Below are 26193 nucleotides of genomic sequence, written 5' to 3'. Positions count from 1 at the left end.
ATGAAACTTATCAAGACCAATCGAATTTATACGGAAAGTGAACTGCTTGACCTGTTTGAAAAAATTTATCGTGATGCCTTGTGTAAAGATACAGAGGATTTTACAAAAAAATATGATCCTTTTGAAATTCCTGAACAGTTAATTCAATTTAATTTTGGACATGGAGAAACCATTCTCCATAAATTAATGAAGGCAGTATCGGAACTATTTGCAAGAAATAATAGTGTCGACTTTTTCGATGAAAAACTCGCTCGCTTACTTTATTTTTTTGAATTTTTAATGAAGCATGGGGCAGATATAAACAGTACAATCAATGAAAGCATTACCCCTTTCACCTATCTTTTGGCCAGTCCATTCCTCGAGAATATTAATATAAGTCACATCCTTAATAGCATTGGCCAATATAAACATATAATAAATAGCAAAACTTTTGAATTAATGATCCAAGAGGTACTTATAAATGAACATGAGGATAATTATACTAGAAAGCTTTTAATTGATGATTTTATCTCTTGGGGGGGCGAAATAACGTTTGCTCATGAGATTGTTTTCGTCCGTTCTAATTTTCTTCAAGAGAATCTGCATCGTTGGAAGCACGCTGCACTATTACGGAAACAAGACATACTTAGAGAAAAAGTGGCAGAACATGAGCGGACAATTGAGGATTTAAGACAAAAAAATAGACTCATCGAGGAGCAATTATCTCAATTAACAAAAAAAGTCGATTCTTTTTTTAATAGTTCGGAACCCCCCAAAACAAATCCAGAAATTTCGAGAGCAAATTGTTCATTTTTTATAAATTAACCGGCTTAGAGTAAATGAAGGGAATCCATAATGAGATGGTGAAAACGGCTCGATCTATATGAAAAGCAAAATTTATAATTATTTTTCTTATCTCTGCGAGGAATGACATTGCATTTATTTTGAATTATTGAATAATACATTTTCATCAAAGTACATTTCTTAAAATGTGGCAGTATGGGAGGTAACATAGTTCATTATCATTACAAAGACGTTCTATATCTCTCTAATACACTGGGTGTTTCTTCAAGCGAATCACTGGTATAGGCTAATAATTGCTCCGTTTTGGAAGACTCTTTGGGATTGGGAAATATGAGTTTATTTAGGTCAAATCCTTGTTTGTCTAATAGTTCAATTAAACTATCAAAACTTTTTTCAGGAAGCGCTTGGCTAAAAGCGGCTTCAGCACGTTTTACAAAATCTTGGGCTTGGAAGTTATCCGCGGGAGCAAACTTCCATCTCCCAGCCACAAATCCCATTCTTCCATGAGAATAGTTGTTTTTTTCATGACTATAAAAAGTGACAGTCAGAAGGCCTGGGACAGAGCTTTCACGTAACAGCCATACTTCCTTGTCTGATTTATGGCGCGCATCTTCCAAGTCTAATCGTATACCAGCCTGAGCAGCATTCATTGCGGATGAAAAAATGATTGAATTTTTTTCTGATTTTGCTTCCATGATCACTCCATCACACTAGGGTCGAATAACGATTCGTTAATAAGCTTTATGTTAAGTGTAGACTGTTTTAATGCGGTGAATCGAAAGGGTGAGTTTGCTAAAAGCGCCATATTACAAGCACGAGTTGCAGGGGGCTGAGCTTTGGGTTATAGATGGTACTAAAAGCCATCTCTTTTCAGTACAATCATTTTTTCTTTGGACATATCCTTCATCGTCCAGGGTATTCCTCCCACACCATAACCCGATTGCTTTAATCCAGCAAAGGGCATCCAATCGGTGCGGAATGCCGTGTGATCATTAATGAGTACTGTTGAGGCGTCAAGGTGTTCGGCAGCGTTTAATGCAGTACCTAAATCTTCTGTAAATACGCTGGCTTGAAAGGCAAAAGGCAATGAATTTGCGGTATGAATTGCTTGCTCCATCTGTTCATATTCATAAACACAGGTGACTGGACCGAAAATTTCCAGTTGCGATACTTTGGCATCAGCCGGCGGATTGAGCAGTACGGCGGGGATTAAAGTGGTTTCAGAAAGGCGACCGCCACCAAACAGTTTTGCTCCTTTGGCTACGGCTTCATCAATCCAGGATACGACACGCTCCGTTTCGCGAGGGAGTATCAATGGCCCAACTTCAGTTTCTTTTAATAGCGGGTCGCCCACGCGCAGTGATTTGACCCGCTCCACGAATTCCTCCATGAATGAAGAAAGGATCTCTTTATGCACAAAAATACGTTGTACAGAAACACACACTTGTCCGGCATGATAATAGCCGCCTTTAGTAAGCGCTTGCGTGGTTTTAGCCCGATTCGCGCTGCGATCGACAATTACGGGGGCCGCACCTCCATGTTCTAAGGCACAGCGCGTTCCAGGTGCCAGTTTGCTTCGTAAGTACCAGCCTACTTTTGCTGAGCCAATAAAACTTAAAAACGCGATCCGCTCATCGGTGACGAGTTGTTCGGCTAAAGAATTATCTTCGGTAATGAACGTTTGACACCACGCTTCATCAAGGCCGGCTTGCCGTAGTAACTTAATCAGTTCCAGACAACATAAGGGAGTTGTGGTTGCGGGCTTAATAATGACTGGACAACCTACAGCGATTGCAGGCGCTACTTGGTGAACAATGAGGTTTAGGGGATGATTAAAGGCAGAAATAGCAGCCACTACGCCAATCGGTTCTTTAATCGTAAATGCCCAGCGATTATCACTGGCAGGGGTAAGGCCCATGGGAATTTCTTTGCCTGCAAAATGTCGTAGTTCTTCTGCCGCATCGTTTAATCCATCGATAGCACGAGTGACTTCAATTGCTGCATCAGTAAATGGTTTTCCTCCTTCTTGTGCAATAAGCCGTGCAAAGCGGTCTTGGTCCGCTGCCAATAATTGGGCGGCACCTTTCAGGATGGTCATGCGTTCGTGAGGTTTCAGCCATCCAGCACGATATCTTAGAGCAGATGCTGCCGTATTAAGCTTGGTTGCAAGAGCTTGGGCATCATCCGTAGGAATTTCTTTGATTAATGTGCGATTAAATGCGTGTACCACATGCAGTGTTTTTTTCATTATTTCACCTTGTGCTCTGGTGGCAACCGATTTTGTAATTCATCCACAAGTACGCGTTTATTCTCCGAGTAGTCGATTGGAAAAATGACCAGATGTACCCCTCCCTCATTGAACGCATTCTCCAAAATGGATTGAAAATCTTGAATGTGCTCCACTCGTGTACCTCGCGCCCCATAGGCTTCTGCATATTTGACTAAATCGGGATTAGAGAAGGTCATTCCAAAATCGGGGAAGTGATCTACTGCTTGTTTCCAACGGATCATGCCAAAGGCATGGTCTTCGATCACGAGGACGACAAGGTTTAATTTAAGGCGAACCGCGGTTTCTAATTCTTGGCTGTTCATCATAAACCCCCCATCGCCACACACCGCCATCACCCGGCGCTCTGGATACAACAGTGAGGCCATAATGGCTGATGGAAGGCCTGCGCCCATGGTCGCCAGCGCATTGTCGAGAAGAATGGTATTAGCCATTTGGGTGCGATAATTTCGCGCAAACCAGATTTTATACATGCCATTGTCCAGCGCGAGAATCCCATCGCGTGGCATCACTTGTCGCACGTCATGAACCATGCGTTGTGGAGTAAAGCGATCTTCAGTAGAGCGTGCCGTAATTTTACTTAAAATACCTTCCCGCAAAGGAAGGAGGGCATCTGCATGAGGAATCTTGCCTTCTATCTTATCGGCCAGTAGTTTTAAGGATGGCCCCATATCACCAATAACCTCTGCCTGGGGAAAATAAATTTTTTCTACGGTAGCGGATTGATAGCCAACATGAATGACTTTCAGCTGGGGACCCATGATAAACGGTGGCTTTTCAACGGTGCTGTGACCAATGGTAATAATGAGGTCGGCTTGTTCTATCGCTTCATGCACATAATCGCGTTCTGAAAGAGCTGCAGTGCCCATATAAAGTTCTGTGGTTACAGAAACCGTGCCTTTACCCATCTGCGTGGTGAAATAGGGGATATTCGTTCGAGTAATAAATTGAGCCAACGCATTGGTTGCTCTTGGACGGGAAGCTGCTGCGCCGAGCATCACAAGCGGGCGTTTCGCCGCCATGATTATTTCAGCGGCACGATTGAGGGCCTCCTCACTCGCAATAGGGTATTCAAAAGGATGTGGCGGAATGAGCGGCACCTGTTTGCTTTTTTCTGCAGCAATGTCTTCAGGGAGTTCTAAGTGAACTGGGCCTGGGGTTTCTTCTTCTGCAAGATGGAATGCTTCGCGCACTATGGTAGGAATCATTGAGGGGGATACTATTTGGCGAGACATTTTGGTTAAAGGTTGCATTGCCGCCACGGTATTCACCATTTGAAATCGCGCTTGCCGTGAGGATAAAACTCCTTTTTGTCCAGTAATCATGATCATGGGCATGTGCCCAAGAAGTGCATAAGCTGCCCCAGTAGTAAGATTGAGGGCACCAGGGCCAAGCGTGGTGAGACAAACACCAGCCTTACCCGTTAAGCGACCATAGGTTGCTGCCATGAATGCAGCGGCCTGTTCGTGTCGGGTCAGTACCAGTTCAATGGACGAGTTGCGAAGTGCTTCAACAACGTCAAGATTTTCCTCGCCAGGAATGCCAAAAATGTGTTTCACACCTTCGTTTTCTAGGGCTGCAACTAAGAGTTCGGCGCCTTTGATCATAGTATCCCTCACCTTTTCAAAAGAATCCTTATCTCCATATTATAGGCTTATATTTTTTATTGCGTTGATTATGTTAAGGAGTGACTTTTCTGCCCCAGTCAGGGAACCATTTAGCAAAGTGTTTCCCTTCTTATAATAATTACTTGATTTAATTTGAAATAAAACGAAAAAAATTATCTTTTTATGGGGGCATAACGTAGACTCTTTTCTTTTTTATAACGTCATGTATAAAATGCTTGCTAAATCTGAAAAACCAATACCAACTGAGACCACAACACACACTCCTGCTCGGTTACAAGACCTTGTTCTCACCAAGATTGCTCGCGATTATCCGGGGCTTAGTTTGCGCATTATTCACGATGAATGTCTTAAGATACCCAGTTTTAAAGAGTTTCTAAACAATAACTCTGCATTCATTAAGCTATTACCTAAAGAATTGAAGCTTACAATCATTGAGCTGCTTTCGATCAATGACAGGAAATCATTAATGAAAGTGAGTAAAGAATGGCGTCAACTGGTTGCCTATGCAGCAAACCCGCACCTTGATGCTCTTACTGGCAAACTGGAACCCATTTTGACTTTTGATTTTGTTCCTGTGATGGAACAATTGTTGTTTCGCGTTGAGGCTTATTTTGAAAGCAATCAGAAACGGGCGACGCAGGTGGAACAATTAAGGCAATTGAAAAAGGACATGTCCTTCTTAACCAAGTCATTGGCAAAATTTATTCACTGCCAAAAAACGATAAATAAAATAATTCAAGAAGTCCTAGAACCAGAATCTCGGTCTGGAGTCAGTTTTTTTTCTAAGCTTAATATGCCTCGAAATAATGAATTGCTTGAAATTCTCCATTTCTACAGCCCCGAGTGTTTAAAATTCGCCAAACAGTCTTGGTTTAAAGAAGTAATGATTTATGGTGAACTTGCTCCTGAACATCCTGTTTCCAAATTGTTTGCTGATGCTTTTTCAGAAATAAAAAATTTGCAACGCATACCCGTTAAATTGGATCCGGGATTAAAATTTAAAGGCGGACTAAAGCTTTCTCAACATACTCTTTCCACGCTCTTTCCTACTTCGCGCGCAGAGATAGAATCCGAATTGTCCATCCCGACCGTCTCACTTTCCATAGCACCGTTTCGTTTTTCTAAGTAAGCGGAGCAATTTAATGTTGAGTTTATCCTCTAATTCAGCAACAGTGGTTTGATGACCGACTGAATGTAAATCGCCAACCGGTGATTTACCGGCAAATAAAATATAATTATCGCTTACTGTTGGACAAATAAAGAGTTCAACGAAATACTCCTGCAGGCATTGAATAAAAGGGGAATCCAGTTCAGGGAGCTCGTGAAAATTGATCACAAGCCACCCCCTGCCATCCAAAATACGATGAGATTGTTCTATAAATTGCTGTTGGATTTGAAAAGCGTCCATCCCATAATCGAGGTACATATCAGCAAAAACGATCTGTGTGCTCTGACTTTTTTGAAATTTGATTGCGGTTTGCGCATCCGCAATAAGTATCTCAATATTTTGAGCCGCAGGTAATTGAAAAAAATCCATCGCGACTTCATAGACTTTTTTACGAAGTTCAATACAAAACAGCGAGCACTCGGGTAAGAGAAAATGAAGGCAATGAAGCAAACTGCCCCCACCCAATCCTAATAAAGTGATGTGGGTTGGATGAATAAATGCCAGAGCTAACAACATCACGCGCGTATATTCATGGACGGGGATATGGGGATATTGAAGATAAATACCGGTTTGATCATAGACTGGATCGAAGTTCAGTGCTCTGATACTGCCTCTATCAATGACAAAAATATCACCCCAAGAATCATTGGTGCGATAAATAATCGTATTGCCAAAAAAATCATGGTCATTAAATTTGTTCTTAGAGCTCAATTATTGATCCTTTAATACTTCAGTGTTTTTTTGCTCAGATTAAAGTTATTCTGACTTATTATAGAGATTGTTCCAATACAACTGGATTGGGAATTTTTGCGATTGGGTAGCGCGTTAAGACTACAGGCCATGGTTTTTAATTTTCCTTGGCCTGTAGTACGTGAACAGTGGACTTAAATAAGTGTTGGCGTTACTGGTGGGGTAGGAGCATCTTTGTTTGTATTTTGCACTGCAAACATACCATGATGAACTGCAGCTTTTACACTACCAGGCAACAGAACAGACTCCATGGGCTTCTTCGCCAACGATTTTTTATCATCCAGCAGTGTTGTACCGTTACCGTTGGTGATCGTTAAATGCACGTCCTCATTATTTTTGCACTCTATCGGTTTTAACCGAACAAATTGCCCAGACATATCACAAGACAGGACATATTCCTCTGATTTAGTATCCAGGCTAAGATGGTCAATAATATCTACACGAGAAGTGAATAATTCTCTAGCTGCTGCCCATTCTTGCAATTTACCTTTTTCAGATAGAGCTGCAGTAAAATCAACGGTATCTGTTTTAAGAACAGGAGAGCCAAATACTTCTGCCACTTGATGCAACACTTCAGGCTGTTTTATACCATAGCTCAGGATGAAAAATTTATTACGAGCTCGAGTTAACGGGTTGCCTTCACCCAAAGATTTGACAGTTTTCCTCAGCATGTTTATTTGTTCTGCCTCGTTACCCATTGAATCTTCACCGTCGGTAAATAATAAGACGTTATTATGCTGTGTTGAGTACCGCAGCTTGGATAGTTGATCGGAGACTGTGCCAAAAAGTCGGGTTGAGCCCTCTGCTTGTAATTTATTAATCTTTGTAGCAAGCAGAATGCCGTTTTGTTTGCGATAGCTACCTACTTCTTTAGTCGTAGTATTGAATTCGGAGAGATTAATTACTGCATCAGGTTGGAATTGAAACAAGGCGTCTGCCAATTTGATGACACTATTTTTCAATGTATCCAAACGCTCACCACTCATACTATAACTTGTATCCAAAACAAAATGATAGGTAGGTGGTGTCAGCGCATCAGGAACGAAAAAGTAAGGAGTTACTTCAGTTGTATCTTCACTCACTTTTTTCTCGGCATAAAATACTTTTTTATTTTCAAAGGATTCTGAGTGGGCAAAGAGTAAAGGTGATTCTCCATCAATTAAGATGAGTTCTTCTTTATGCGCATTTAAAAATTCTTTGATGTTAAATTTGATCTTTTCACCTTCGATGCTCATGTATTTATAAGTTAAAGCGCTAAATATTGGAGCATAAACAGGAGATGGAAGTTGGATATTAAGGTATTCTTGTTGCTCGTCTAGGGTGTATGTGAGTGTCAATAGATCCAATATTGCCAGACAGGACTTTTTGAGTGTGTCACTATTTTTACTGTCAGAACAGGTTGCATCAGCAATCTCCTCGGCAAGTAATTCAGCAACGGTTCTTCGTTTTATCGGTTGTTTTACAGCATCTTTTTGGAGGAGATTTTGCAAGTTTCCAGCCAATTCCTCACCTTCTTTGATGTGTTCCAGATTAAAAATAACACGTTCGTCTTTGCAATTAACCTGGTCCTTTTTTACAGGAATACCCATGGCGTGCAACAACTCCACCATATTTTTTGTACGCAAGACATTATTAATAAGATGCTTCATAAAAATCCCCTTTTATTAAAATAGATGCAAGATTGTCGGGAATAATACACAGAAATAAAAGGGAAAAATAGCCAGGTACAATGATGTTACCCAAATAAAGATGGAAGTATTCTTGGAAAAACCTTAATGAAACCACAATTCATTTCTATAAGTTCTCATTGAATTTCTCAAGGATAACATTAAAGAACGAGCTAAATTTTTTGTGTCACTAGAGCATAGAATTTGCTATAATTGTATTTATTTCGCACAAAACAGAGGGTAATTATGTTCAGTCGTTCAAAAGATGTTAAAAAAGATCTCGATGATATACGAGCAATTTCTGAGTTTAAACAAGTTTATCAACAAGTAACCGAGGAAATGTTGGGAGCGGAGCAGTGGTCGCCAGACGAGAAGGAGGCGATGCATTTACTCTCTCAGGGACATGATCCAGAATCCATTCGTAAACAAGTGAAATTAGAAGAAGAGTCAAATAAAAAAATAGCGGATATGTATTTTATGATTTTGCTCAATACACTCATACGAAACAAAACAAAAATGCCATTTAATCTACCTGAAAATGAAATTGATTCTTGGCCTGATAATTATTCCAGAAATCAATTTGCTGCCGATCTCTTGAAGCATAAAAAAGAATTGAGCGCTACGCCTGTTGGCAAAGAAGTGATGAAAACTGCTTCGGAATATGCTGCATTATATGAAAGTACGGTGGGCCCAAAACCTGATAGATCTGTTGAGCAATCGGAACAAGGGAATAAATCAAAACAAAATGAAAGTTCTGCTGTCGATAAAGCATGCAATACCGTGGGCTTTTTATATGGCCTGGTCGATGGATTATCGTTTAGTGCTGCTCAACCATTCCCGGGCGCGCTCACGATGGGCAGTCAGTCTGCAAGTGCAGGATATGCCGCTGGAATGTTTGCAAAAGGTGTTTTTGAAATGGGCGGGTTGGTTGCATCGTTAATGAAGTAAGCGCTTAATTCAAATTTCTGATGTATTCGGCGCATCACTATTTTTGTTTCGAAAATAATTTGGGGGTTAAAAGTCCCTAGCGATTCATCAAAACACGTGTCTGTTTGGTACAGCCCTTCTGAGTTTCCGCGCTCACAAAATCGATGAAATGACGGAGGGCAGGAGTTAAGCCTTTTTTTGAAGGATAAATTAGGTACAAACTGGCAGTCGATAAAGACCAATCGGCAAGAACACGACTGAATGCACCACTATTTATTTCTTGTTGGCACAACTCTAGAGGAAGCAGTGCAACACCCAGATCGGCTAAGGCGGCTTGTTTCAATATCATCCATTCATTGCTCTCAAGCCTGGAGGATAATTGCATGCTCACTTTTTCTCCTGTCTGATGTACGAATTGTATTTGCTGATATCCTTCGCCTCTACTTTTTCCCAACCAAGAGATTTTCGTTAAATCATGTGGTGTCTGAAGGGCTGAATTACTATTGAGATAATTAGGGGTGGCGACCAGCACGTGGGTGCTTTCTCCCAGTTTTTTTGCGATGAGATTGGAATCGGTTAAATCGTTGATCTGAAAGCGCAAGGCTACATCAAATCCTTCTTCGATTAAATCTACTTTTCTGTCATTAGCATAAAGATGGATCTGGATGTCAGGATAGTTTTCCATAAAACGGATAAGAATCAGGCCGAAATCAGATTGAGCAAATAAAGTAGGGCATGTCACATGAATTCGTCCTTTGGGTTGTGCTTGTGCTTGCAGTGCTGCATCTTGAGCAAAGCTTGCTTGATTCACCATAGCGATGCTGTGTTCGTAAACCAAGCGTCCTATGTCGGTTAGACTGAGATTACGTGTAGAACGGTTCAGTAAACGCACCCCTAAATGATTTTCTAATTCGCTAATTCGTCTGCTTAGCTTGGATTTAGTCAGCATCAAACCTTGACTGGCTTTAGTAAAGCTTCCTTCATCAACCACACGACAAAAATAAAATAAATCATTTAAATCAGGTAAAAAATGGTTCAAGTGTAATCCTATTCAAAAGCACTAATTAGTGCTAATTATAGGACAATATTTCATGAAATAACCAGATTATCTTTTATTGTTTTATATATATGCTTAATTAAAAGAATGAATGTTGGAGGTTTTATGAAATTATTAGCTTTAGATTCAAGCATCCTTGAAGCAGGCTCCGTCTCACGCCAATTAATGACTCATTATTTGAATCATTGGCAACGTACATACCCCGACGGAGAATTGATTTATCGTGATTTGGATAAGCAAGGTCTTAGCCATCTATCCTCTGAGTCACTGACTGCTGCCAAGCAGCCTGAATCAATACGATCCGAAGCGCTAAAAAATGAGTTGGCGCTTGCTAAAATTTTGTTGCATGAATTTTTAAGTGCCGATGAAATAGTCATTGGAGCACCGATGTATAATTTTAGCATCCCCTCTCAATTGAAGTCTTGGATTGATCGTATTTTAGTGGCTGGGCAAACATTTAAGTATACCGAGCAAGGAGTCATGGGACTGGCAGGTGATAAGCGCGTGATTATTCTTTCTACTCGGGGCAATTTTTATACGAATAACGCATCCATGCAGGCGATGGATCATCAAGAATATTATCTGCAGATTGTTTTTAATTTTATAGGGGTAACCCGTTTCACGGTGATACGTGCAGAAGGATTACATCTTAGCGAGGAGATCAAGACTCAAGCCATTGCTTTAGCCGAAGAAAAAATTGAGGCTCTTTTTCTTTGAATGGTAAATCGCTAAGTTATTTGTAATATTACATTTTGCGCATAATTATATCGTTTTCGTGTAGATGAGAATTGTCGAGTCATGGGTTAATGAACCCTCCCCTGTGCAACCGGAATGATGGGTAACACTTTAAACCGGGATGATAGGTAACAGATTAAAATTTTAGGGCCTAGAAATTTTATTCTGTCTCACATCAATCATCCCTAGTTTTAGTTTCGAGAAGAATAAAGAGGCTCTTCCATCATCAATGATTTGCAAGCCGACAAGTTCTCCTCTTAGTAATTCAGAAACATAATATTTTTTACCAAACCATTTTATCTCACCGTTGGTTCTCACTTTCCGCACTTCATAATTACAAGGGTAACTGACTTCTGGGAGTTTATTGGGTAAACTTCTTGATGAAGCGCGATAGATATCTGCAGGTCTTTTTCCATCAAGTGCTTGGTGAGGTCGTTCTTGATTATATTCATTTCTAAATGCATCAAAACAGTGTTGTTGTTCCTCAAAATTTAATTTTGGAGGTGAAGCCACCGCTTCTTTTAAAGTTCTATGCATTCTTTCGTGTCTTCCGTTTTGTTCTGGATGACCTGGTTCAATGCGCTCAGGCATTATCCCGAGTTTTAACCACCAGATTGAAAGTGTTGTTAAGGCACCAATCCCCATTCCAGCGAAAGGTTGTCCATTATCGGTTCTAATTACATCGGGAAGACCATACTCAATAAATGCCTGCCTAAATCCTTCTTTTGTTTCTTTTTGTCGAGGACCAACTAATCCTTTGCATAACAATAAGAAACGACTGTGATTGTCCGTTATCGTCAGTGGATAACAATAGGTGCCACCTACCTTAAATTGTCCTTTAAAGTCAGCACTCCAGGTATGATTTGAATCGTTGCATTCCCTAAATGGTTCTGTACACGCTGATACGCGCCTCCTGTATTTCCTCGGCTTAACTAAACCATGCTTCTTTAAAATATCTCCTATAGTACTTACTGCCGGCCACACTTCTTCGGACTCATTAATTAATAACCAATCTCTTAATTTGTCCGGGCCCCATTTAGGATAACGATATTTCAACTCAATTAATCGTCGTTGCTTCTCATAAGGTGTTCCATTTGGATGGTGATGCCTTGCATGGGATTTTGGTTTCAACGCAGCCTCTCCCTCTGCTTTATAGCGATTTATTAGTTTATAGCCTGTTTTTCGACTCACTCCATAACGCTTACACAACTCGCTAAAACTAAATTCTCCTTTTAACCAATCTCCAATAAATTTTAATTTCTCTATTTCAGCCTTTGTATTCAGCCAATTCATTGGTAACACCTTTTTCTCCTAGAATAGTGTTACCTATCATCCCGGTTTAAAGTGTTACCAGTCTACCCGGTTTGTACCCCCCAGCCCCTCTTCCACTTGTGGGAGAGGGGATTCTTAACCCAAAAGGGATTTCCTTGCAGTCACTTCCATTAATTTAAGAAACGTCCCTTATCCCCATGGGGAGAAGGTGCCGTAGGCGGATGGGGGCTTGATTAAGTTTTAATTGGCTTTAATAAATCTCATGGCATTAAGTATGAGCAAGTTCCATTGCCACGTTGACGTCCATTTTCGTAATCAGCGAAAATACATGCTCTAAGTCTTGGGGTGGGTTATTATTCTTTAAAATTTTCATACAACGATAAGCCAAAATAAGTGCTTCTAAGGCCAAGCTTGGTTCCCAAGTAATTAATTGATGCTGTTCAATGAGCTCCACAATAAATGCAGTATAGGGTTTTAAAATGGCGTGCTCATCTGCAGTAAGCAATGACTCACATACAGCCATATAGGCGAGTAATTTCACCTTATCGCTTATTGACTCTTTGCGAAGTAATTCAAGTTGATGGGGAGAATTGTGTTTTTTCTTATCTCGCTGTGAGATCGCCTCTTTGATTTCTTGAAGTTGCTTTTGTTCGATTGCGGACAAGGCTTTCTCACTGTCCCCACTCTGTGGAACCTTTCTTACCACAAGTTGGTTCATTTGCTCTGCATAGGGTTCGCTAAGAAAAGGAGTATCGTCATTAAATCGTAATTGTTCAATGCCAGGGATTCTGTGGATAAAATGGATTAATTCGAGTTTGACTGCATCATAAATGTGATTAAATTTCTTATCGAGTTTTTTTAACGCATTAAGGCTAATCAAATTTAAGTCCAACCAAAAAGGCTCTTGGGGTATGATTTCTTCTGCCGTTACTACTATTTCAATTAAGTTCCCCGTATTTTGTACTTTTTTGATGCGCTCTCGATTAAAGAACTCAGGAGGCTTTACAAGAGTTAATCCCTCTTCGTTATAAGGTATCGCATTGATTCCCCCCCAAGCCGCAATCCGATTTAAATAATAAGCATAAGGGTTGGATGGGTCCTTCTCCATTAATTCACGTGCGGATTGAGTGAGCATCAGTAAGGCAGGTTCTAAATGGATATTCGATTCTTTCTGCGGTTTTGATTCATGCAACTCGAAAAGTGATTTTTCCTTCGGTTCCATATCTGGTGGAACAAAGGTATTGATCGATTCTATTTTTTCTCGCAAATTGGCAAAAAGATCGATATTTACCGCACGAGCAAGTAATTCACTTTCAATATTTTTTAAGGTATGGATAATTGGTTGCTGGAAATCTTCATCTTCACTAGTTAGCTTGAGCTGAGATAAATGATTCAATGATTGAGTTGCATACCAGTTTAATGACTCAATTTTTGCTTGCAAACGTCCTTTCGGGTATGCATCTTCCCAGAAATTGATAATGAAATCCAAAAGAAAATCAAGGCCTGTTGCTAATCCTTCAAGTTGGTATTGGTGAAATAAGCTGCACGCCAAATATGAAGCGATTTGTACGTCTTTAGTGTGATAAGTCAGTAACTCAATTGCATTATCGCTAATGCGCGGCCAATCAATTTCGGATGATTGACCAATCCGTGATAGTTTTTGAATCTCGTTACGTATCAGTGTGTACTGAGAAAACTCATAACATTGTTGACCTGCTTTGCTGAATCCAGGAATAGGGTTGGTTCCTAACTTACTGACGGAATCCATCTTAAACATCGTATTCCCCCTGAGCCCAACAATCCGTGATGGTTCTTGGAAGCTTAGAGACTTGGGCGAGATTTTGTTGTGCTACTTTGAGGTCTCTTTGTGCTGCAAAGTATTTTTCAATCTGCCACATGATGTCACCGCCCCCTTTGATGTAATAACTCATGCGAATTTTATCAATTTTGTGCGCTTGCAAAAATTTAGTATGTTCTGGAAAGTTATGAGGATAAAAATCTTTTACACCGGTATTAAAATCCTGTAAAAATCGCAAAAATCCTTCATCTCCGTGGTATTGGATTGCTAATTTAATCCCACCAAAGTAAATAGAAATTTCGGTAGGGCCACAACTTTCCAATTTCCAATTAGGAATTTGTTGCTGTGACGGGTAATTATAATTTTCTAATGTATATTGCTTTTCCTTACATTCAACGCGTAAAACTGTTTTATAAGGCAGCGTAGTCGCCTTTGCATCTAGGTTTGTGGGTAGCGCATGAATCATCAAATCAACGGCTTGTCCCTCTTCGGGTTTTTGTTTCATATGACCTAGCGCTTCCAGGCCTTCATTAATTCTCATGCCAAAGGTTAATAATTGATAATATTGCGGCGTGAAGGGGAACTCATGATTCAAAACATATCTGGGTAAGAATTGAGTTCCAATTTGCTTGACGAAAGGAAGAGAATATTTGTCATGGAATATCCAAACCAAACCACCCTTTGCAAATAACGTTTGATTCAACTCTTCACCACTTAAAGCAATCGTGCGGAGGTACACTTCATCAAGCCACTTTTGTTGTATAAAGCAAGAAGCAAAACGATTGGTATAGTCAATGTAATAATCTAATGGACCCCGCATCAACATCCAAAAAGGATTGGATGAGTCAAGTTGATCAAAATGCTCCAGTGATCGCCTCATATCGACTAGAGCTTGATATGCTTGCATGACTAAAGAAGATTGTCTGTCTACTTCAATTTGGCTCAAATACAGTTCTCTAGCACTCATATAAGCTTTAACCGATTGAACGTAGGGCTCCTTATAAAGTTGCTTGAGTAAATCACGGTAGCGCATATAAGATTTCACTGCGTTGACCTGGGTATTAAAATTTAATTTATTAGCAACGCTAGGAGGTCTGTTGTATAGGTTATTTGGACCAACGATAGGGGGATTTTGATTGTCAGCACTTTTATTGTTCCATTGGGAAGGTTTTTCTTGGAGTTTTTTCATCCACTGGGAAACAAGATCAGAAAGTTGCTTAAATTCAATTCCTTTATCACTACTATGGCTGTACACCATGAGATCGGAAAATTGAAGAACAAGTTGAATCCAATGAGGTGTTGTAAAGGGGAGTTTACCTTGAAATTCTGATGCTAAATCGTGTAAGAAGGCATTATACGGACTACTGGCTTGCAGCATGTCATTAAAAGTTTGATCCCACTCATATTGAAAGGCCAGTGTTTTGGTTCCTTTATAAAAATTAAGCGCAAAGTTTTTCCATAGACTGAGTCGGGCCGCAGCATACCACAGCTCAAAGCTATTTTTGGGGCCACTGATGTCGATATATACGGGTAACGCATGATTAATTTGTACCAGCAGAGACTGAATGGCTGCAAATCCTGCTTTGGTGTATGCTGGAGCGATGAGATAATCTCTCACGATATTTGAGCCTATCCAGAAACTGTTTAACCCTATTTCAGACACACCTTCTTGGGTATTTGCCCACTCAAGCAGCCAACGCAAATCCGATGACAAGATATGTGATTGATCAAGCCATAAAATTAACTTACCTGATTCACCTCTTAGTTGCTCGGTGTTCGAATCCCAAATGACATAATCTTTGTAGAGTGGACCAAAAGTATTCAGAAAACGGTCAGGCAACCGGTTGTATCCCAAATATCTTATTTGTGGATCGGGCATTTGCATTAAAGTGTTGGGACTGACACCGCTTATTATCTTTGCTTGGATTAAATTAATCCGGCTTACCATATTTTGGACTAAATAGGCTTTTTGTGTATCCGTTAAACTACCACCATGACCAAGCATTTGCTCCATTCGATTATCAAGAAGCGTTAAGATATATTTTTTAAAATGATCGACATATTGCTCACTGTAATAAGTATATAATCGATTTAAACCGCCACGATAAGGTAATACTTTAATTTGCAATTGATTTCTAAAGAGATCGAGTTGGCTCATTAGCGTATGATAATCACCAAATAGCAGTAAGTTTTGTTCCAATTGATCGGAGAAGGATTCTTTTTTAGGTAAAGGTTTTATCAGTTCGACTAAACGATTGGATGTTGCATTATAAACATAGATTAGATAGCCTGCAGCGAGTGCACTCGCAAAATACCAGACACCTAAATACTCCCATCTTCGTTTGTTTCTTTGTTTGATTTCCGAGCCTAATAAAGACATAGGGCGTATCAGGGAGAGCTGAACCTGATCAATAAAATCATAATAAAAAATACTCTCTTCAGAGCCATCGTTCTGATATTCGCCGAGCAAATAAACTCCATGCAACACTGCAGGTTCGGTATAGGGTGAGGGAGCAAAAAATAAATTGGTGAACCTTGAATAATTTTCTTTGAGTTTTTTCACGGTCAATGGGAAATTAAATGCAGCGACGTCTATGGTTTTTTGCGTCTCATATAAAACAATATCAATGACCTCTTCAGCGCGATTACTGATGTAGTTGAGTGGCTCTGTTGAAGTAGACTCTTTAAGGGGATTCGCAACAATGTAACCCATAGCTTGAGTCCATAGGTTCTCTGGCATGAGTCCCACGAATTCTTGAAAACCATTTAAGTCATTACATCGAGTGATGCAAAACAGCACTTGCTGGCGATAGCCTGTGAGCAGACTGACTTGATCAATACGATCTTTCAAGGTTCGAGCAAGATGCGCAATGTCTGATTTATCACCATTTAAAAGTTTCGAGGCAGGGAGTTCAATGACCACTTGATCTATAGGCGTAATCGCTTTCTTTTGACTCTTAATGTACTTAAGAAAATCCAGCCATTGTTTTTCTACTTTTTTTGAGGTGTTTGTTTCAAAGAGTTCTGCATCAACACACCATATGACAAAATTATCGAGCACATAAACTTGATTCCGCTGAAGCGCTTCATCTTCCGCATCACCCACCATAAAATGGGTATGTAGCTTCAATCCGTTTGAAATGAGAATCGTTGTTTTACCGAAAAAAAGTATCCAGGGCATTTGCCAGAAACGCTTTGCTCCACCGGCAATATGATTTGTTTCTATGTAATTCAACGCATTTTCTAAAGTTAAACGTAAACCTTCAGTTTCAATTTTTTCGCCGTTCTCTTTGGCCTTCGCAGCTTTTCTTTTTTTATACCACTTCCTTATAGCCCAGGTAATGCTGTCGAGAATCAGGAATGCCAAAAGCATGGCCAAGAAAATAAGTACACCTACCCAGATAGGATAATCGAGATGAAACGTTATAAAAGTGGCATAAGCCCCCAAAATAACGACAAGCAAGATCCAAAAAATGATATGTCCTAATCGTCCCATTCGACTCTCTTGCTAAGGATTTGTTTCCATATCTACACCCTTCACCAAACTTTCTTGATTTTTTGCGCTCCGATGCCCACATTTTACCGCGTCATCCTGAGCGAAACGAGGATCTCCTATCCTGATATGGTTATATCGTGGAGCCCCTTCGCTTCGCTCGGGATGACAAGGGTTGTTTGCCGTTTTTCGGTGTTCAAAATCAAGTCATTTTGACTCAAGCTCGCGATGTAATACAAACCCTATTTAATTAAATGTAAATAATTAGTAACTGTATTATTAATTACAAAATAAAAAAAGAAATATATTATTAAAATCACTGGAATAGGTAACAACCACCAGAGAAAACTTCGATATTGATCTAATTTTGGAGGAATAATTTGTAAATTATCATTTTTATATGCTAGAGGGAATGCAACAAACTCACTAGGATAATTTGCCATATTAAACCCGTGGCTCAATTGTTCTAATGCAAAATTTTTATACTTTAGCAAATCAGGTTTATCAAGTGGCTTATGATAAACTCCTTCAAATCCTAAAACCAAACATCGGTAATAAATTCGAACTAAGTCATCTTGTTTACTGGGAATTTTGCTTAAACGAGTAAAAAACTCTTCGCCCGCACTCGTTGTGTTAAAATATTCAGCTTGTAACAATTTATCTTGCCACTGTCTCACACCTACCCAATTTGATTTTTGTACTAATTCATCAATCCATGCACAAACTGCAAATAAAGCTGAATTTAAATTATATTTATCAACTTCATGTTCCTTCGTTTTAATTTCAGCAATTAACGATGTGACTTTGCCTCTGAATTCATCATAACTAACGCTCGCAAACTGATTTGCATTTAAATCCCAAACGTATTTAAATAAATCATAAAAAATGGCTTGTAGATTCACTTTATCCTCCTACAGCGACAATATCGATCACGATGTCTACTGGTGTTTTTCCTAGATAAAATGCAACTTTTCTTTCCATCTCAATTTTGGACCACATTACGGATTTATGGTCAATATGATAATAAAGACAGTTTGCCCCTTTGGGTATTCCTTCAGGAACTGAGAGAAGTCTGGAGATAGGTGCTCCGGGTAATGCAAAATCGATGTAATTTTCAATTTCTGAATAAGCACATAACTTACCAAAATCTTTAATCATCTCCGCAATTTCTTCTTGATCATCTTGAGCATAAATCACCAAGAAATAACTTCTATCCTTTCGGATAAAACTGTTGCCAAGATCGGCATAATAATGATTTTTCTCTTTAACCATTCGACGAATGCGATCCGGATCGGCAGTAATAATGATTAACAATTTGGTAACTAATGCCTCGATGAGTTTATAACTTTTACTCAAATCACTGTGATCATAAACAGGCATTGCCGAAATAGTTCCACTGCCGCCCTCAAAAAAATTAATTTCAGTTGAATAAAAACTTAATTCACTAATTAGTTGTTGTAAAAGACCATAAACTTCCCAGGGATGAACGGTTTTGGCATTGAGCAAATGATCCATTACGGCAACATTTCGTAATAATGATCGGAGTGAAAACAAACGCGCAAAATTGCTGTTATCAATATGGGTGCTGTAGGTATCAAGCGGCTGTTTAAATTTTTCTAATTTGCTTGTTGTTTTGACTAAATCATTCTGAATTCGGTTTAGGAGTGCAATTAAATTTTTGTGCGCATTAATGCTGACACAAGAAGGATAAAAGTCAGGAGCAAAATAAATTTCATCGTTGGTACGTCGTAACTCAGCTACCTGGATAATGGAGTAGTTATGAGTATTTTCAATTTCGAACTCCCAAAATAATTTGACTACATAAAATAATGATCGTAAATGAGCTTGTGCTCCTTGGTGATAGTAATCGGGAAGTTCATCGCCCGCACTGTAACTAATGTAACGAGTACCCACACTATTTAAGTTTTCTAAATTTTCGATAGTGGTTACATTTGCTACATTTTTCGAAAGTTCTTTTACACCGATGTATACTTTCAGTGAATTGGCGTTTGCTGGCCAATCAGATTTAAATGAGCGGGGTAAAAACTTGGCGTTCACATCAATCTCAACAAACTCCCCACTGGGTAAGAAAAATGACATTTTTTCTATATCGAAAATGCCGCTTTTAAATGATTTGTCATTGACTTCCAATTCGGAAAAACCCCAAAAAAATGGGGTTATGTAACGTAAAAATTGCGAATGAACATAATGCTGATTGAGTTCAGTATATTGAAAGTGTTGTGGTTGTAAAAAAAGTCCATGTTCCCAATCAATCGGCGTATTCCAAATCATATTTATTTATCCCAATATTTTTTTAAGGACACACGATTCTTTGTTTTCGTGATTACGGTCTTTCTTGAAGAGCTTTCAGTGTAGTTAATAGCTTGCGAGCCAAATTCCAAATAAATTCCAAGTCGTCCCATCTGTTTTGTTTTTTTCCAAAAAGTAAGCGGATTCCATTTATTAAATACGGGAACTTCATAGATACGAACTACCCCAGCAGGGGTTAAATTATAATATCCTGCGACAACGAGAACTTTTTTTGTCTCAGCCATCCGTGCAATTGTAAAGGTTTGGGTCATTCCAGGTGCGATAAAAAAAGTGCGAATGTGTACTTTTTTATTCGTTTGTGTGATGTTGTCCGCATCAGTATCCGCATCAAGTAATTGACTAATTCCTTCGGCAGTAACTATTTGGTTTTGCACATCATCTAATTTTTCAACCTGGACAACACTGAATTTTAAAGTATGTTTTTTATGATCATATTCATTTAAGTCTTTGCTGGCTACGGCACGAATAAGAATGGCATTATCTTGATAGCTGCTGGCTAATTGGGGCTCTTTTTCTTTTCCACCCGTAGTGCAGCCACCTATAATGAAGATTAAAAGGCAAAATATTATTCTTAGCATGACTTTAATTTTTTTATCCTTAAACCTGAGCGTTAATTAGGGGCTTTGATAATTCATTTTTCCACGTCTTGTGACGTGTTTCCGAGAAAATCCCCACAAATTTTTTCACTCTACGTACCGCGCATGAATGCGGAACATAGTCCTTCTAAGGGAATGAATATTTATTCCATGGTATCAGAACCTTTAAGGAAAACAATAGAAGCCAAGTGTATAACCTTCCTTAAAGGCCAAAATTATAAACTTTAACCAGCAAATTTAACTCAATACAAATCAATCGTGCCCATCGGGTCACTTACTATGATTCTTTATAATTTATTGATAATATATGTTTTTTTTAAGGGTTATAACAACAATCCTTAAAAAAAATGAATCAATTAGGCAAAAAAATTACGGACTGAATTATTAAAGGGATGAAGAAATTGTTAAGAAAAATAAATGGACTTGTTTTAATGGTTTCCTGTGTCACCGGAATGCTCTCTCCAGTGGGTTTTGCTGCGGACCCAACAGTAAAAAAGCATGCTGTTTGGAAAGACCAGACTGAGAAATCAATCAATTGGCACTCTCTGAATTGGCGGGCTGTTTTGACCCTCTCAGGAGCCGCCGCATTCGGGGACAGTGTTGGGGCTTCAGAATTTATTCCTATTGCCGATCCGCTCGAAGACGAATTTTTTGATTATTCACCCACTCGATCAGATCAATCCAAATTTTTATTCGGTGTCTTCTTGGGGGCAGAGTATTTATTAAATCCTTCTTGGAATTTGCAATCAGGGTTCAGTTATTATCAACCTGCATCGTTCCATGTTAACGGCATTGTCACTCAAGGTTTGGATGAGCTATCGGCTGATTCATTTCCATATGAATACGATATTCAGGTTCGGCAAGTTTTGTTTGAAAATAAACTCTTATATAACGTGACGTTTCAACCTGTAGTGCTTCATCCCTATGTTTCCGGAGGGATAGGTGTGGGCATAAATTCTTTTCAGGATTACGAGGTTACGATTACTCCGCCATTCACTACCTTTAGTAATCAATTTACCGATGAGACTCATACTAATTTTTCATACAGGGTTGGTGCCGGTATTGACGTTGACGTGAACAACTGGGTACGAGTGGGTGTTGGTTATCGATTTGCAGACTTCGGTAAAGTAAAGTCAGGAAATGCTTCCATAGATCAGGTCCCAACATTTAATAATTTATCACAATCCCATTTCTATACGAATGAAGTGATGGGGCAATTAACTTTTATCATGTAAAAGGATGAACATGAAACGTTACTCTCTTAATTCAATTGGCTTAGCAATTTTTTTAAACTCAATGACAATTTACGCTTTACCCTTCAATATCATACCACAAGGCAAATTGCCAACGACGGTTTTTAAGGGTGAAACGGTTAACGCTTTATATACAGTGACAAATAATACGAGAACAGCACGTGTCAAAAATTTTGTTAAATGGCTACCGCCTAATGTAAAACAACTGACGGATCCTACTGATCCAACTGTTTGTGGCAGCACGTTTGATTTAGGACCAATGGGTTCGGTGAATCAAAGTTGTACATTAAAACTTGCAGTATCGGGTGAGGTAAATCGAGCCGATCCCAATTCTGAGCACCATTTATTTATTTGTCTTCCCGGCGGTAAAACCTGCGCAGGTCCTACGCCCGAAAACTCATTAAATGTGACGGTAGATAATAATGGACCTGGTCCAACTACGATTTCGTTAGCGGTTGGTGGTTACGGAACGAATACAACCGCTGCTCCGCTTGTTTATAAAAGTAGCGATAATGGGATGACTTGGCCTACCGCCGTGCTTCCATCAGTTACTGGAATTTCGAATTTTCAAGCCTTCCTTTTTGCGGTTGCATGTACTGGCAAATTCTGTACGACTATTGGTAATTATTTTACCAATACTGGCACGGTGCAGCCAATAAGTTATTCGACTAAAGATGGAGGCGCGACTTGGTCTGCTGTTAATGTACTTTCAACTAATGGCATTCCTGCAATAAATAATTACAACCAAATTAATGCAGCAAGCTGTGTGGGTTCAAATTGCACTGCTGTAGGCTTCTCAGGTCCTGCAAATGGAGCTAATCCGTTGCCACTGACTTATTCTAGTGCTGATTATGGCACCACGTGGTCTCAGCCTAATTTGCTTTCTATTGCTGCACTTCCTGCCTCAAACCAGGGGGCCAGGTTAGGTGCGGTTAGTTGTTCTGGAACAAATTGTACTGCTGTTGGTTTTTATTATGATAGTTTAGGTCAACGTCAACCTTTAAGTTATTACAGTACCAATAATGGTGTGACGTGGTCATCAGCAATCCTGCAATCCACTACCGGGATTCCTGGTGGATATCAAGGAGGTGCCAAACTGACAGGGATCAGTTGTATTGGCAATAATTGCAGTGCTGTTGGGGAAACACCTGATCCCGCAGATACGTCGATTACGCTACCGCTTAGCTATACAAGTACCGATGCCGGACATTCGTGGTCTCAAGTAACAATACTTTCAATCAGTGGCCTCCCTGTCGGAAATAAAGGGGCTACCCTGAATGCAGTGAGTTGTGTTGGCACGCAGTGTGTTGCGGTAGGTTTATATCGAAATGCAAGCCAGGAAGGGGCACCAATTAGTTATACCAGTAGCAATAGTGGTGTAACATGGTCAACCGTTTCGCTTCTGCCAACCAACACTCTGCCATCGGGCTTTAAGTTTGGCGGCTTGCTAGGTGTTAGTTGCATTGGCACAAACTGTTCTGCCGTGGGTTCCTATTCTGACCCAAGTAATAATGGGTTTCCATTGGCTTACTATAGTGCGGATAATGGGATGACTTGGACTACCGCGTTACCGAGTATATCCTCTATTCCAGGTGCTCTAAGCGCTGCTCTTTTCAGCGTAGGTGGTTCCGAGAGCGGGAATTTACAGACTTAATTCATTTACAGAGTGTGTCGCCCGGATGAGACACGGTCTTAATCCGGGACTACATATCCCTATAAGTACTCTGCATTTAAGCTTATTTTTTTGAAATTATTTTAACCAGTAACGCACTTTAAACATCTCAATATCTTTCTGTGGGGATAACCAGCTTACAACGCCTAAAATACTCGTTGTTTCGTGTGCCAGTCGTATGGGTTTGAAACACCCTTTATCTAAAATGACTTCAATAAAATAGGAGAAGGGCTCTTTTACATAGAGTTGGAGTAGTAATTTTAATCGGTTGATGTTTTCAGTATTGATTAAAAATTTAGGAAATACATCGGCACTTAGTGGGCCTATAGAAATTAATAAGCTATTGCTAGTCGATTTAAATTGGCTTCCTAAGTACGCTGTTTTACTTAAGTGATGATTCGCTTTACCCAAAAGGCAATATTGCTCCTCAGGTATATCTTGTATTGATCGGAAAAATGAAGCGACATTAATCGGCACCTTGAAGTAATCGTTTAATAGACTTTTTAGACTCCAAATGGATTTATTATCTGCCACCCAGTGGCTGGAATAGCGCAGCAAGTCATTGTAATTCGGTATTTTGTCTCGCAGCTCTTTTCCTGCCATCCCGATAAACCCAAAAAGTGCTTCTCTATAAATGGCATCGTGATGTTCTGCAAATTGTTCAAATATCCTATTTTTCGACCATGCTTGAAAAAGGATTTTATAAAGTCGCTTATGAAAGATATCGAGCAAACATTTTACCTCATCCGAATCCTGATCATTATCTTGGATAAGTTGTTCTGTATAAAAAGTAGGAAGCGGAGAAGTTGTGCCATATAAACTAAAAAAAGTGGCGATTAGAGTAAAATGATTTGTGTCACTATGACGGCGAATCTCATGAATGTCGGTTTCAGGAAAGGCCAAGGTCAATAGGGGAGTGATATCTAATTTTCCTTTTAATCCCTCGTGTGTTGCTTCATAGTCTATGAGATGGCCAATCAAACGAATTGCTTGATAAAAATTAAAACTTTTAGGTTGAGTTAATAGCTTCTCTAAGATATTAAGCTCGGATTGTTCAACCTCGGCTGCCATTTCCATACCTCTTTAGTTCGAGCATTTTGTAAATGTAAGAGAGTAAATGTATTGATTGGGGCATTGAGTCCGAAAAAAACATCCATCATGCAGCCAAATAAATACATATCTCCAATGCATTTAAAACAGTCAGGGTCACAAATGAGAGTAATATGAGACCCTGCGATCATCTCTCCATAATAAAGACGACGCGCTTTATTCACAATGATATTTTCAATCCCTTTTACTCTACTCATATTCAATTGATAGTTTTCCCCTTTTTCATAGAGATACAAATTAAAAATATGTCTGAGGCGATTTTTATCCAATAGTTGCAGTAAATTCAGTGCTAATAATGACTGAAAATTCCATATTAAAGCCCTATCGTAAGTTGGAATTAAAAAAGAAGAGGGAGGGATAAGATTCGTATAAGTCAAATTTTCAGGCGAGCTGTCAGTGGGTAACGTAATATCGCCTTTATCTAAAAGTCTGGGTAAAGCCCCATTACTGCACACAAGTTCTATAGATAAGGTTTCATCAACAGGAAATCCTTTGTTAAAATCATAAAAGAAACTAATGTAGGTATTTCGCCCAGGTCCAGTAACCGAAGGCCGGTGATGATAGGTATATTTATAGTTTAAATTCAATTCCTGGTTAAAATTTAATAAGTGATCATACTCGATACGTTTTCTTTCTTGTTGGCGGTATCCGGTAACCTTCTTCACGTCATATACTGCATAATTTTCGCCAAAATCATTATTGGGGATAATTTGATAATCGGGCTGCTTATGATCAAGAAAAATAGGTTCAGCATGATGATCAAATAAATTAATTATAGGGACGGCATGCAATACCAATTGTAAATTATCTAAACCCGCCATCCACTGAGGAACTTCTTCCAATTCAAAATTGATTTTAAAATCAAAACCATCAGTCTTCCTTTGCCATTGTTCTAAACCAACTAAACGAAGAAATAGAAACTTATAGGGTTGATGAAGATACTCATACAACACGCGATGAGGGTGATGAATGTTGGGGGGAAGTGGGTATAACACCTCTTCATTATCAAAGCCACACGGTTGCAACTGTTCTGGTGTTAAAACCAGTTTTTCTTCTCCTGGTGCTTCAATTGTAATTCGGCTAACAAACCTTTGCAGTAGATAAAAAGTATTACATGCATCATGCAAATTTTGATTAATAAAAAAGCGTAATGAAGAGGCTTGCCAATTTTTTAAGGTGATGCCGCAAAGATGGCAATTGATTTCGAATTGACTCACACCACTAATTGAATCTTGAAAGTGAATACTCGTAATCGTAACGGGCTCGACTTGTATCGGGGTCGTCGTACGAAATATACATTTCATCTCATTAATTGGAATAGAGGCTAATTCAGTCCCTTCAGGGACGAAAAGCGGTTCACCTAAGTTACTTTTAGGAATAAACTGAATGACTGACGTACTGGGTACTGGTTTTGAATAAAGCGTAAAGAATAACTGGGTTAAGTCATCTACCATTCCAGGTAATTTTTCATCAATTACCATCTGTACTTGGCTCGTAAGAAAAGCAACGCCTTCCAACAATCGCTCGATATCGGGGTCAGTACTTTGTTCCCTTAACAAAGGAGCGATTGCTGGATAATGCTCTGCATATTCTCGGGCTAGTTTCCGTATCTTATTTAATTCATTCTGGTAATAATCAATTATCATTTCTCTGCCTTAGAGCCTGT

Annotated in this window: 20 protein-coding genes; 6 read left to right on the top strand and 14 right to left on the bottom strand. The window is 39.3% G+C overall.

All coding sequences use genetic code 11. The features are described 5' to 3' along the window. Entirely contained in the window at positions 1-804 is an 804-nt protein-coding gene (locus tag ACF8MK_RS03640) for a hypothetical protein (protein WP_392538207.1), read from the top strand. Between the two features lie 200 nt (positions 805-1004). Here ACF8MK_RS03640 and ACF8MK_RS03635 read toward each other — a convergent pair whose 3' ends face one another. The 3 genes from ACF8MK_RS03635 to ACF8MK_RS03625 all read right to left on the bottom strand — a co-directional run bounded on the left by ACF8MK_RS03635 (position 1005) and on the right by ACF8MK_RS03625 (position 4677). Then, the gene (locus tag ACF8MK_RS03635) at positions 1005-1478 is read right to left on the bottom strand and encodes a hypothetical protein (RefSeq protein WP_392538206.1); all 474 of its coding nucleotides are present in this window, start codon (positions 1476-1478) and stop codon (positions 1005-1007) included. Between the two features lie 158 nt (positions 1479-1636). Continuing rightward, positions 1637-3031, bottom strand: a complete 1395-nt coding sequence (locus tag ACF8MK_RS03630) for an aldehyde dehydrogenase family protein (protein WP_392538205.1) — start codon at positions 3029-3031, stop codon at positions 1637-1639. Further along, the gene (locus ACF8MK_RS03625) at positions 3031-4677 is read right to left on the bottom strand and encodes an acetolactate synthase large subunit (RefSeq protein ID WP_392538204.1); all 1647 of its coding nucleotides are present in this window, start codon (positions 4675-4677) and stop codon (positions 3031-3033) included. The genes ACF8MK_RS03630 and ACF8MK_RS03625 overlap by 1 nt, the downstream gene beginning before the upstream one ends. Before the next feature lie 232 nt (positions 4678-4909). On the opposite strand from ACF8MK_RS03625, the gene ACF8MK_RS03620 reads away from it, so the two are divergent. Beyond that, the gene (locus ACF8MK_RS03620; RefSeq protein ID WP_392538203.1) at positions 4910-5827 is read left to right on the top strand and encodes an F-box protein; all 918 of its coding nucleotides are present in this window, start codon (positions 4910-4912) and stop codon (positions 5825-5827) included. Here the strand turns inward: ACF8MK_RS03620 and ACF8MK_RS03615 are convergent. Further along, positions 5792-6577 (bottom strand): spermine synthase, encoded by a 786-nt coding sequence (locus ACF8MK_RS03615; RefSeq protein WP_392538202.1) that lies wholly within the window; start codon positions 6575-6577, stop codon positions 5792-5794. The genes ACF8MK_RS03620 and ACF8MK_RS03615 overlap by 36 nt on opposite strands. 173 nt (positions 6578-6750) lie before the next feature. Beyond that, positions 6751-8265 carry a VWA domain-containing protein gene (locus ACF8MK_RS03610; RefSeq protein ID WP_392538201.1) on the bottom strand — a complete coding sequence of 505 codons (1515 nt, stop codon included), beginning with the start codon at positions 8263-8265 and terminating at the stop codon, positions 6751-6753. A gap of 264 nt (positions 8266-8529) precedes the next feature. On the opposite strand from ACF8MK_RS03610, the gene ACF8MK_RS03605 reads away from it, so the two are divergent. Beyond that, positions 8530-9231 (top strand): hypothetical protein, encoded by a 702-nt coding sequence (locus ACF8MK_RS03605; RefSeq protein WP_392538200.1) that lies wholly within the window; start codon positions 8530-8532, stop codon positions 9229-9231. Positions 9232-9307: 76 nt separating this feature from the next. Here ACF8MK_RS03605 and ACF8MK_RS03600 read toward each other — a convergent pair whose 3' ends face one another. After that, the gene (locus ACF8MK_RS03600) at positions 9308-10249 is read right to left on the bottom strand and encodes a LysR substrate-binding domain-containing protein (RefSeq protein ID WP_392538199.1); all 942 of its coding nucleotides are present in this window, start codon (positions 10247-10249) and stop codon (positions 9308-9310) included. Between the two features lie 123 nt (positions 10250-10372). Here ACF8MK_RS03600 and ACF8MK_RS03595 point away from each other — a divergent pair, with 123 nt between their 5' ends. Then, entirely contained in the window at positions 10373-10984 is a 612-nt protein-coding gene (locus tag ACF8MK_RS03595; RefSeq protein WP_392538198.1) for an FMN-dependent NADH-azoreductase, read from the top strand. A 162-nt stretch (positions 10985-11146) separates the two neighbouring features. Here ACF8MK_RS03595 and ACF8MK_RS03590 read toward each other — a convergent pair whose 3' ends face one another. The 6 genes from ACF8MK_RS03590 to ACF8MK_RS03565 form a co-directional block, all read right to left on the bottom strand. Beyond that, positions 11147-12295: an integrase core domain-containing protein gene (locus ACF8MK_RS03590; protein WP_392536436.1), complete on the bottom strand. Its 1149-nt coding sequence runs from the start codon at positions 12293-12295 to the stop codon at positions 11147-11149. Between the two features lie 247 nt (positions 12296-12542). Beyond that, a complete protein-coding gene (locus tag ACF8MK_RS03585) occupies positions 12543-14051 on the bottom strand; it encodes a TssA family type VI secretion system protein (protein ID WP_392538197.1) in 1509 nt (502 codons plus the stop codon). Next, positions 14044-17568, bottom strand: coding sequence for a type VI secretion protein IcmF/TssM N-terminal domain-containing protein (locus ACF8MK_RS03580; protein ID WP_392538196.1), 3525 nt, complete (start codon positions 17566-17568; stop codon positions 14044-14046). The genes ACF8MK_RS03585 and ACF8MK_RS03580 overlap by 8 nt, the downstream gene beginning before the upstream one ends. Before the next feature lie 239 nt (positions 17569-17807). Next, entirely contained in the window at positions 17808-18467 is a 660-nt protein-coding gene (locus ACF8MK_RS03575; RefSeq protein ID WP_392538195.1) for a DotU family type IV/VI secretion system protein, read from the bottom strand. A 1-nt stretch (position 18468) separates the two neighbouring features. Next, a complete protein-coding gene (gene tssK, locus ACF8MK_RS03570) occupies positions 18469-19857 on the bottom strand; it encodes a type VI secretion system baseplate subunit TssK (RefSeq protein ID WP_392538194.1) in 1389 nt (462 codons plus the stop codon). A 2-nt stretch (positions 19858-19859) separates the two neighbouring features. Further along, a complete protein-coding gene (locus ACF8MK_RS03565) occupies positions 19860-20474 on the bottom strand; it encodes a hypothetical protein (protein WP_392538193.1) in 615 nt (204 codons plus the stop codon). A 419-nt stretch (positions 20475-20893) separates the two neighbouring features. On the opposite strand from ACF8MK_RS03565, the gene ACF8MK_RS03560 reads away from it, so the two are divergent. Next, a complete protein-coding gene (locus ACF8MK_RS03560) occupies positions 20894-21727 on the top strand; it encodes an outer membrane protein (protein WP_392538192.1) in 834 nt (277 codons plus the stop codon). 10 nt (positions 21728-21737) lie between these two features. Further along, on the top strand, positions 21738-23399 hold the full coding sequence (locus ACF8MK_RS03555; protein ID WP_392538191.1) for a sialidase family protein: 1662 nt from the start codon (positions 21738-21740) through the stop codon (positions 23397-23399). 96 nt (positions 23400-23495) lie between these two features. Here ACF8MK_RS03555 and tssG read toward each other — a convergent pair whose 3' ends face one another. Together tssG and tssF are read right to left on the bottom strand one after the other, a co-directional pair. Beyond that, positions 23496-24488, bottom strand: coding sequence for a type VI secretion system baseplate subunit TssG (gene tssG / locus ACF8MK_RS03550; RefSeq protein ID WP_392538190.1), 993 nt, complete (start codon positions 24486-24488; stop codon positions 23496-23498). After that, the gene (gene tssF / locus ACF8MK_RS03545; protein WP_392538189.1) at positions 24449-26173 is read right to left on the bottom strand and encodes a type VI secretion system baseplate subunit TssF; all 1725 of its coding nucleotides are present in this window, start codon (positions 26171-26173) and stop codon (positions 24449-24451) included. The genes tssG and tssF overlap by 40 nt, the downstream gene beginning before the upstream one ends. Positions 26174-26193: the final 20 nt, after the last annotated feature.

Source organism: Legionella sp. 227, assembly GCF_043161935.1.
GTDB classification, from domain to species: Bacteria; Pseudomonadota; Gammaproteobacteria; order Legionellales; family Legionellaceae; genus Legionella; species Legionella sheltonii.
The sequence above is the reverse complement of the archived record's forward strand: the minus strand, read 5'-3'. Positions and strand labels throughout refer to the sequence as shown.

What these genes read in the sequence shown, in the direction of transcription:
- ACF8MK_RS03580 (WP_392538196.1), bottom strand. Translation starts at nt 17,568, where the DNA reads ATGGGACGATTAGGACATATCATTTTTTGGATCTTGCTTGTCGTTATT.
- tssK (WP_392538194.1), bottom strand. Translation starts at nt 19,857, where the DNA reads ATGATTTGGAATACGCCGATTGATTGGGAACATGGACTTTTTTTACAA.
- ACF8MK_RS03590 (WP_392536436.1), bottom strand. Translation starts at nt 12,295, where the DNA reads ATGAATTGGCTGAATACAAAGGCTGAAATAGAGAAATTAAAATTTATT.
- ACF8MK_RS03595 (WP_392538198.1), top strand. Translation starts at nt 10,373, where the DNA reads ATGAAATTATTAGCTTTAGATTCAAGCATCCTTGAAGCAGGCTCCGTC.
- ACF8MK_RS03555 (WP_392538191.1), top strand. Translation starts at nt 21,738, where the DNA reads ATGAAACGTTACTCTCTTAATTCAATTGGCTTAGCAATTTTTTTAAAC.
- ACF8MK_RS03620 (WP_392538203.1), top strand. Translation starts at nt 4,910, where the DNA reads ATGCTTGCTAAATCTGAAAAACCAATACCAACTGAGACCACAACACAC.
- ACF8MK_RS03640 (WP_392538207.1), top strand. Translation starts at nt 1, where the DNA reads ATGAAACTTATCAAGACCAATCGAATTTATACGGAAAGTGAACTGCTT.
- ACF8MK_RS03610 (WP_392538201.1), bottom strand. Translation starts at nt 8,265, where the DNA reads ATGAAGCATCTTATTAATAATGTCTTGCGTACAAAAAATATGGTGGAG.
- ACF8MK_RS03630 (WP_392538205.1), bottom strand. Translation starts at nt 3,031, where the DNA reads ATGAAAAAAACACTGCATGTGGTACACGCATTTAATCGCACATTAATC.
- tssG (WP_392538190.1), bottom strand. Translation starts at nt 24,488, where the DNA reads ATGGCAGCCGAGGTTGAACAATCCGAGCTTAATATCTTAGAGAAGCTA.
- ACF8MK_RS03585 (WP_392538197.1), bottom strand. Translation starts at nt 14,051, where the DNA reads ATGTTTAAGATGGATTCCGTCAGTAAGTTAGGAACCAACCCTATTCCT.
- tssF (WP_392538189.1), bottom strand. Translation starts at nt 26,173, where the DNA reads ATGATAATTGATTATTACCAGAATGAATTAAATAAGATACGGAAACTA.
- ACF8MK_RS03625 (WP_392538204.1), bottom strand. Translation starts at nt 4,677, where the DNA reads ATGATCAAAGGCGCCGAACTCTTAGTTGCAGCCCTAGAAAACGAAGGT.
- ACF8MK_RS03565 (WP_392538193.1), bottom strand. Translation starts at nt 20,474, where the DNA reads ATGCTAAGAATAATATTTTGCCTTTTAATCTTCATTATAGGTGGCTGC.
- ACF8MK_RS03635 (WP_392538206.1), bottom strand. Translation starts at nt 1,478, where the DNA reads ATGGAAGCAAAATCAGAAAAAAATTCAATCATTTTTTCATCCGCAATG.
- ACF8MK_RS03605 (WP_392538200.1), top strand. Translation starts at nt 8,530, where the DNA reads ATGTTCAGTCGTTCAAAAGATGTTAAAAAAGATCTCGATGATATACGA.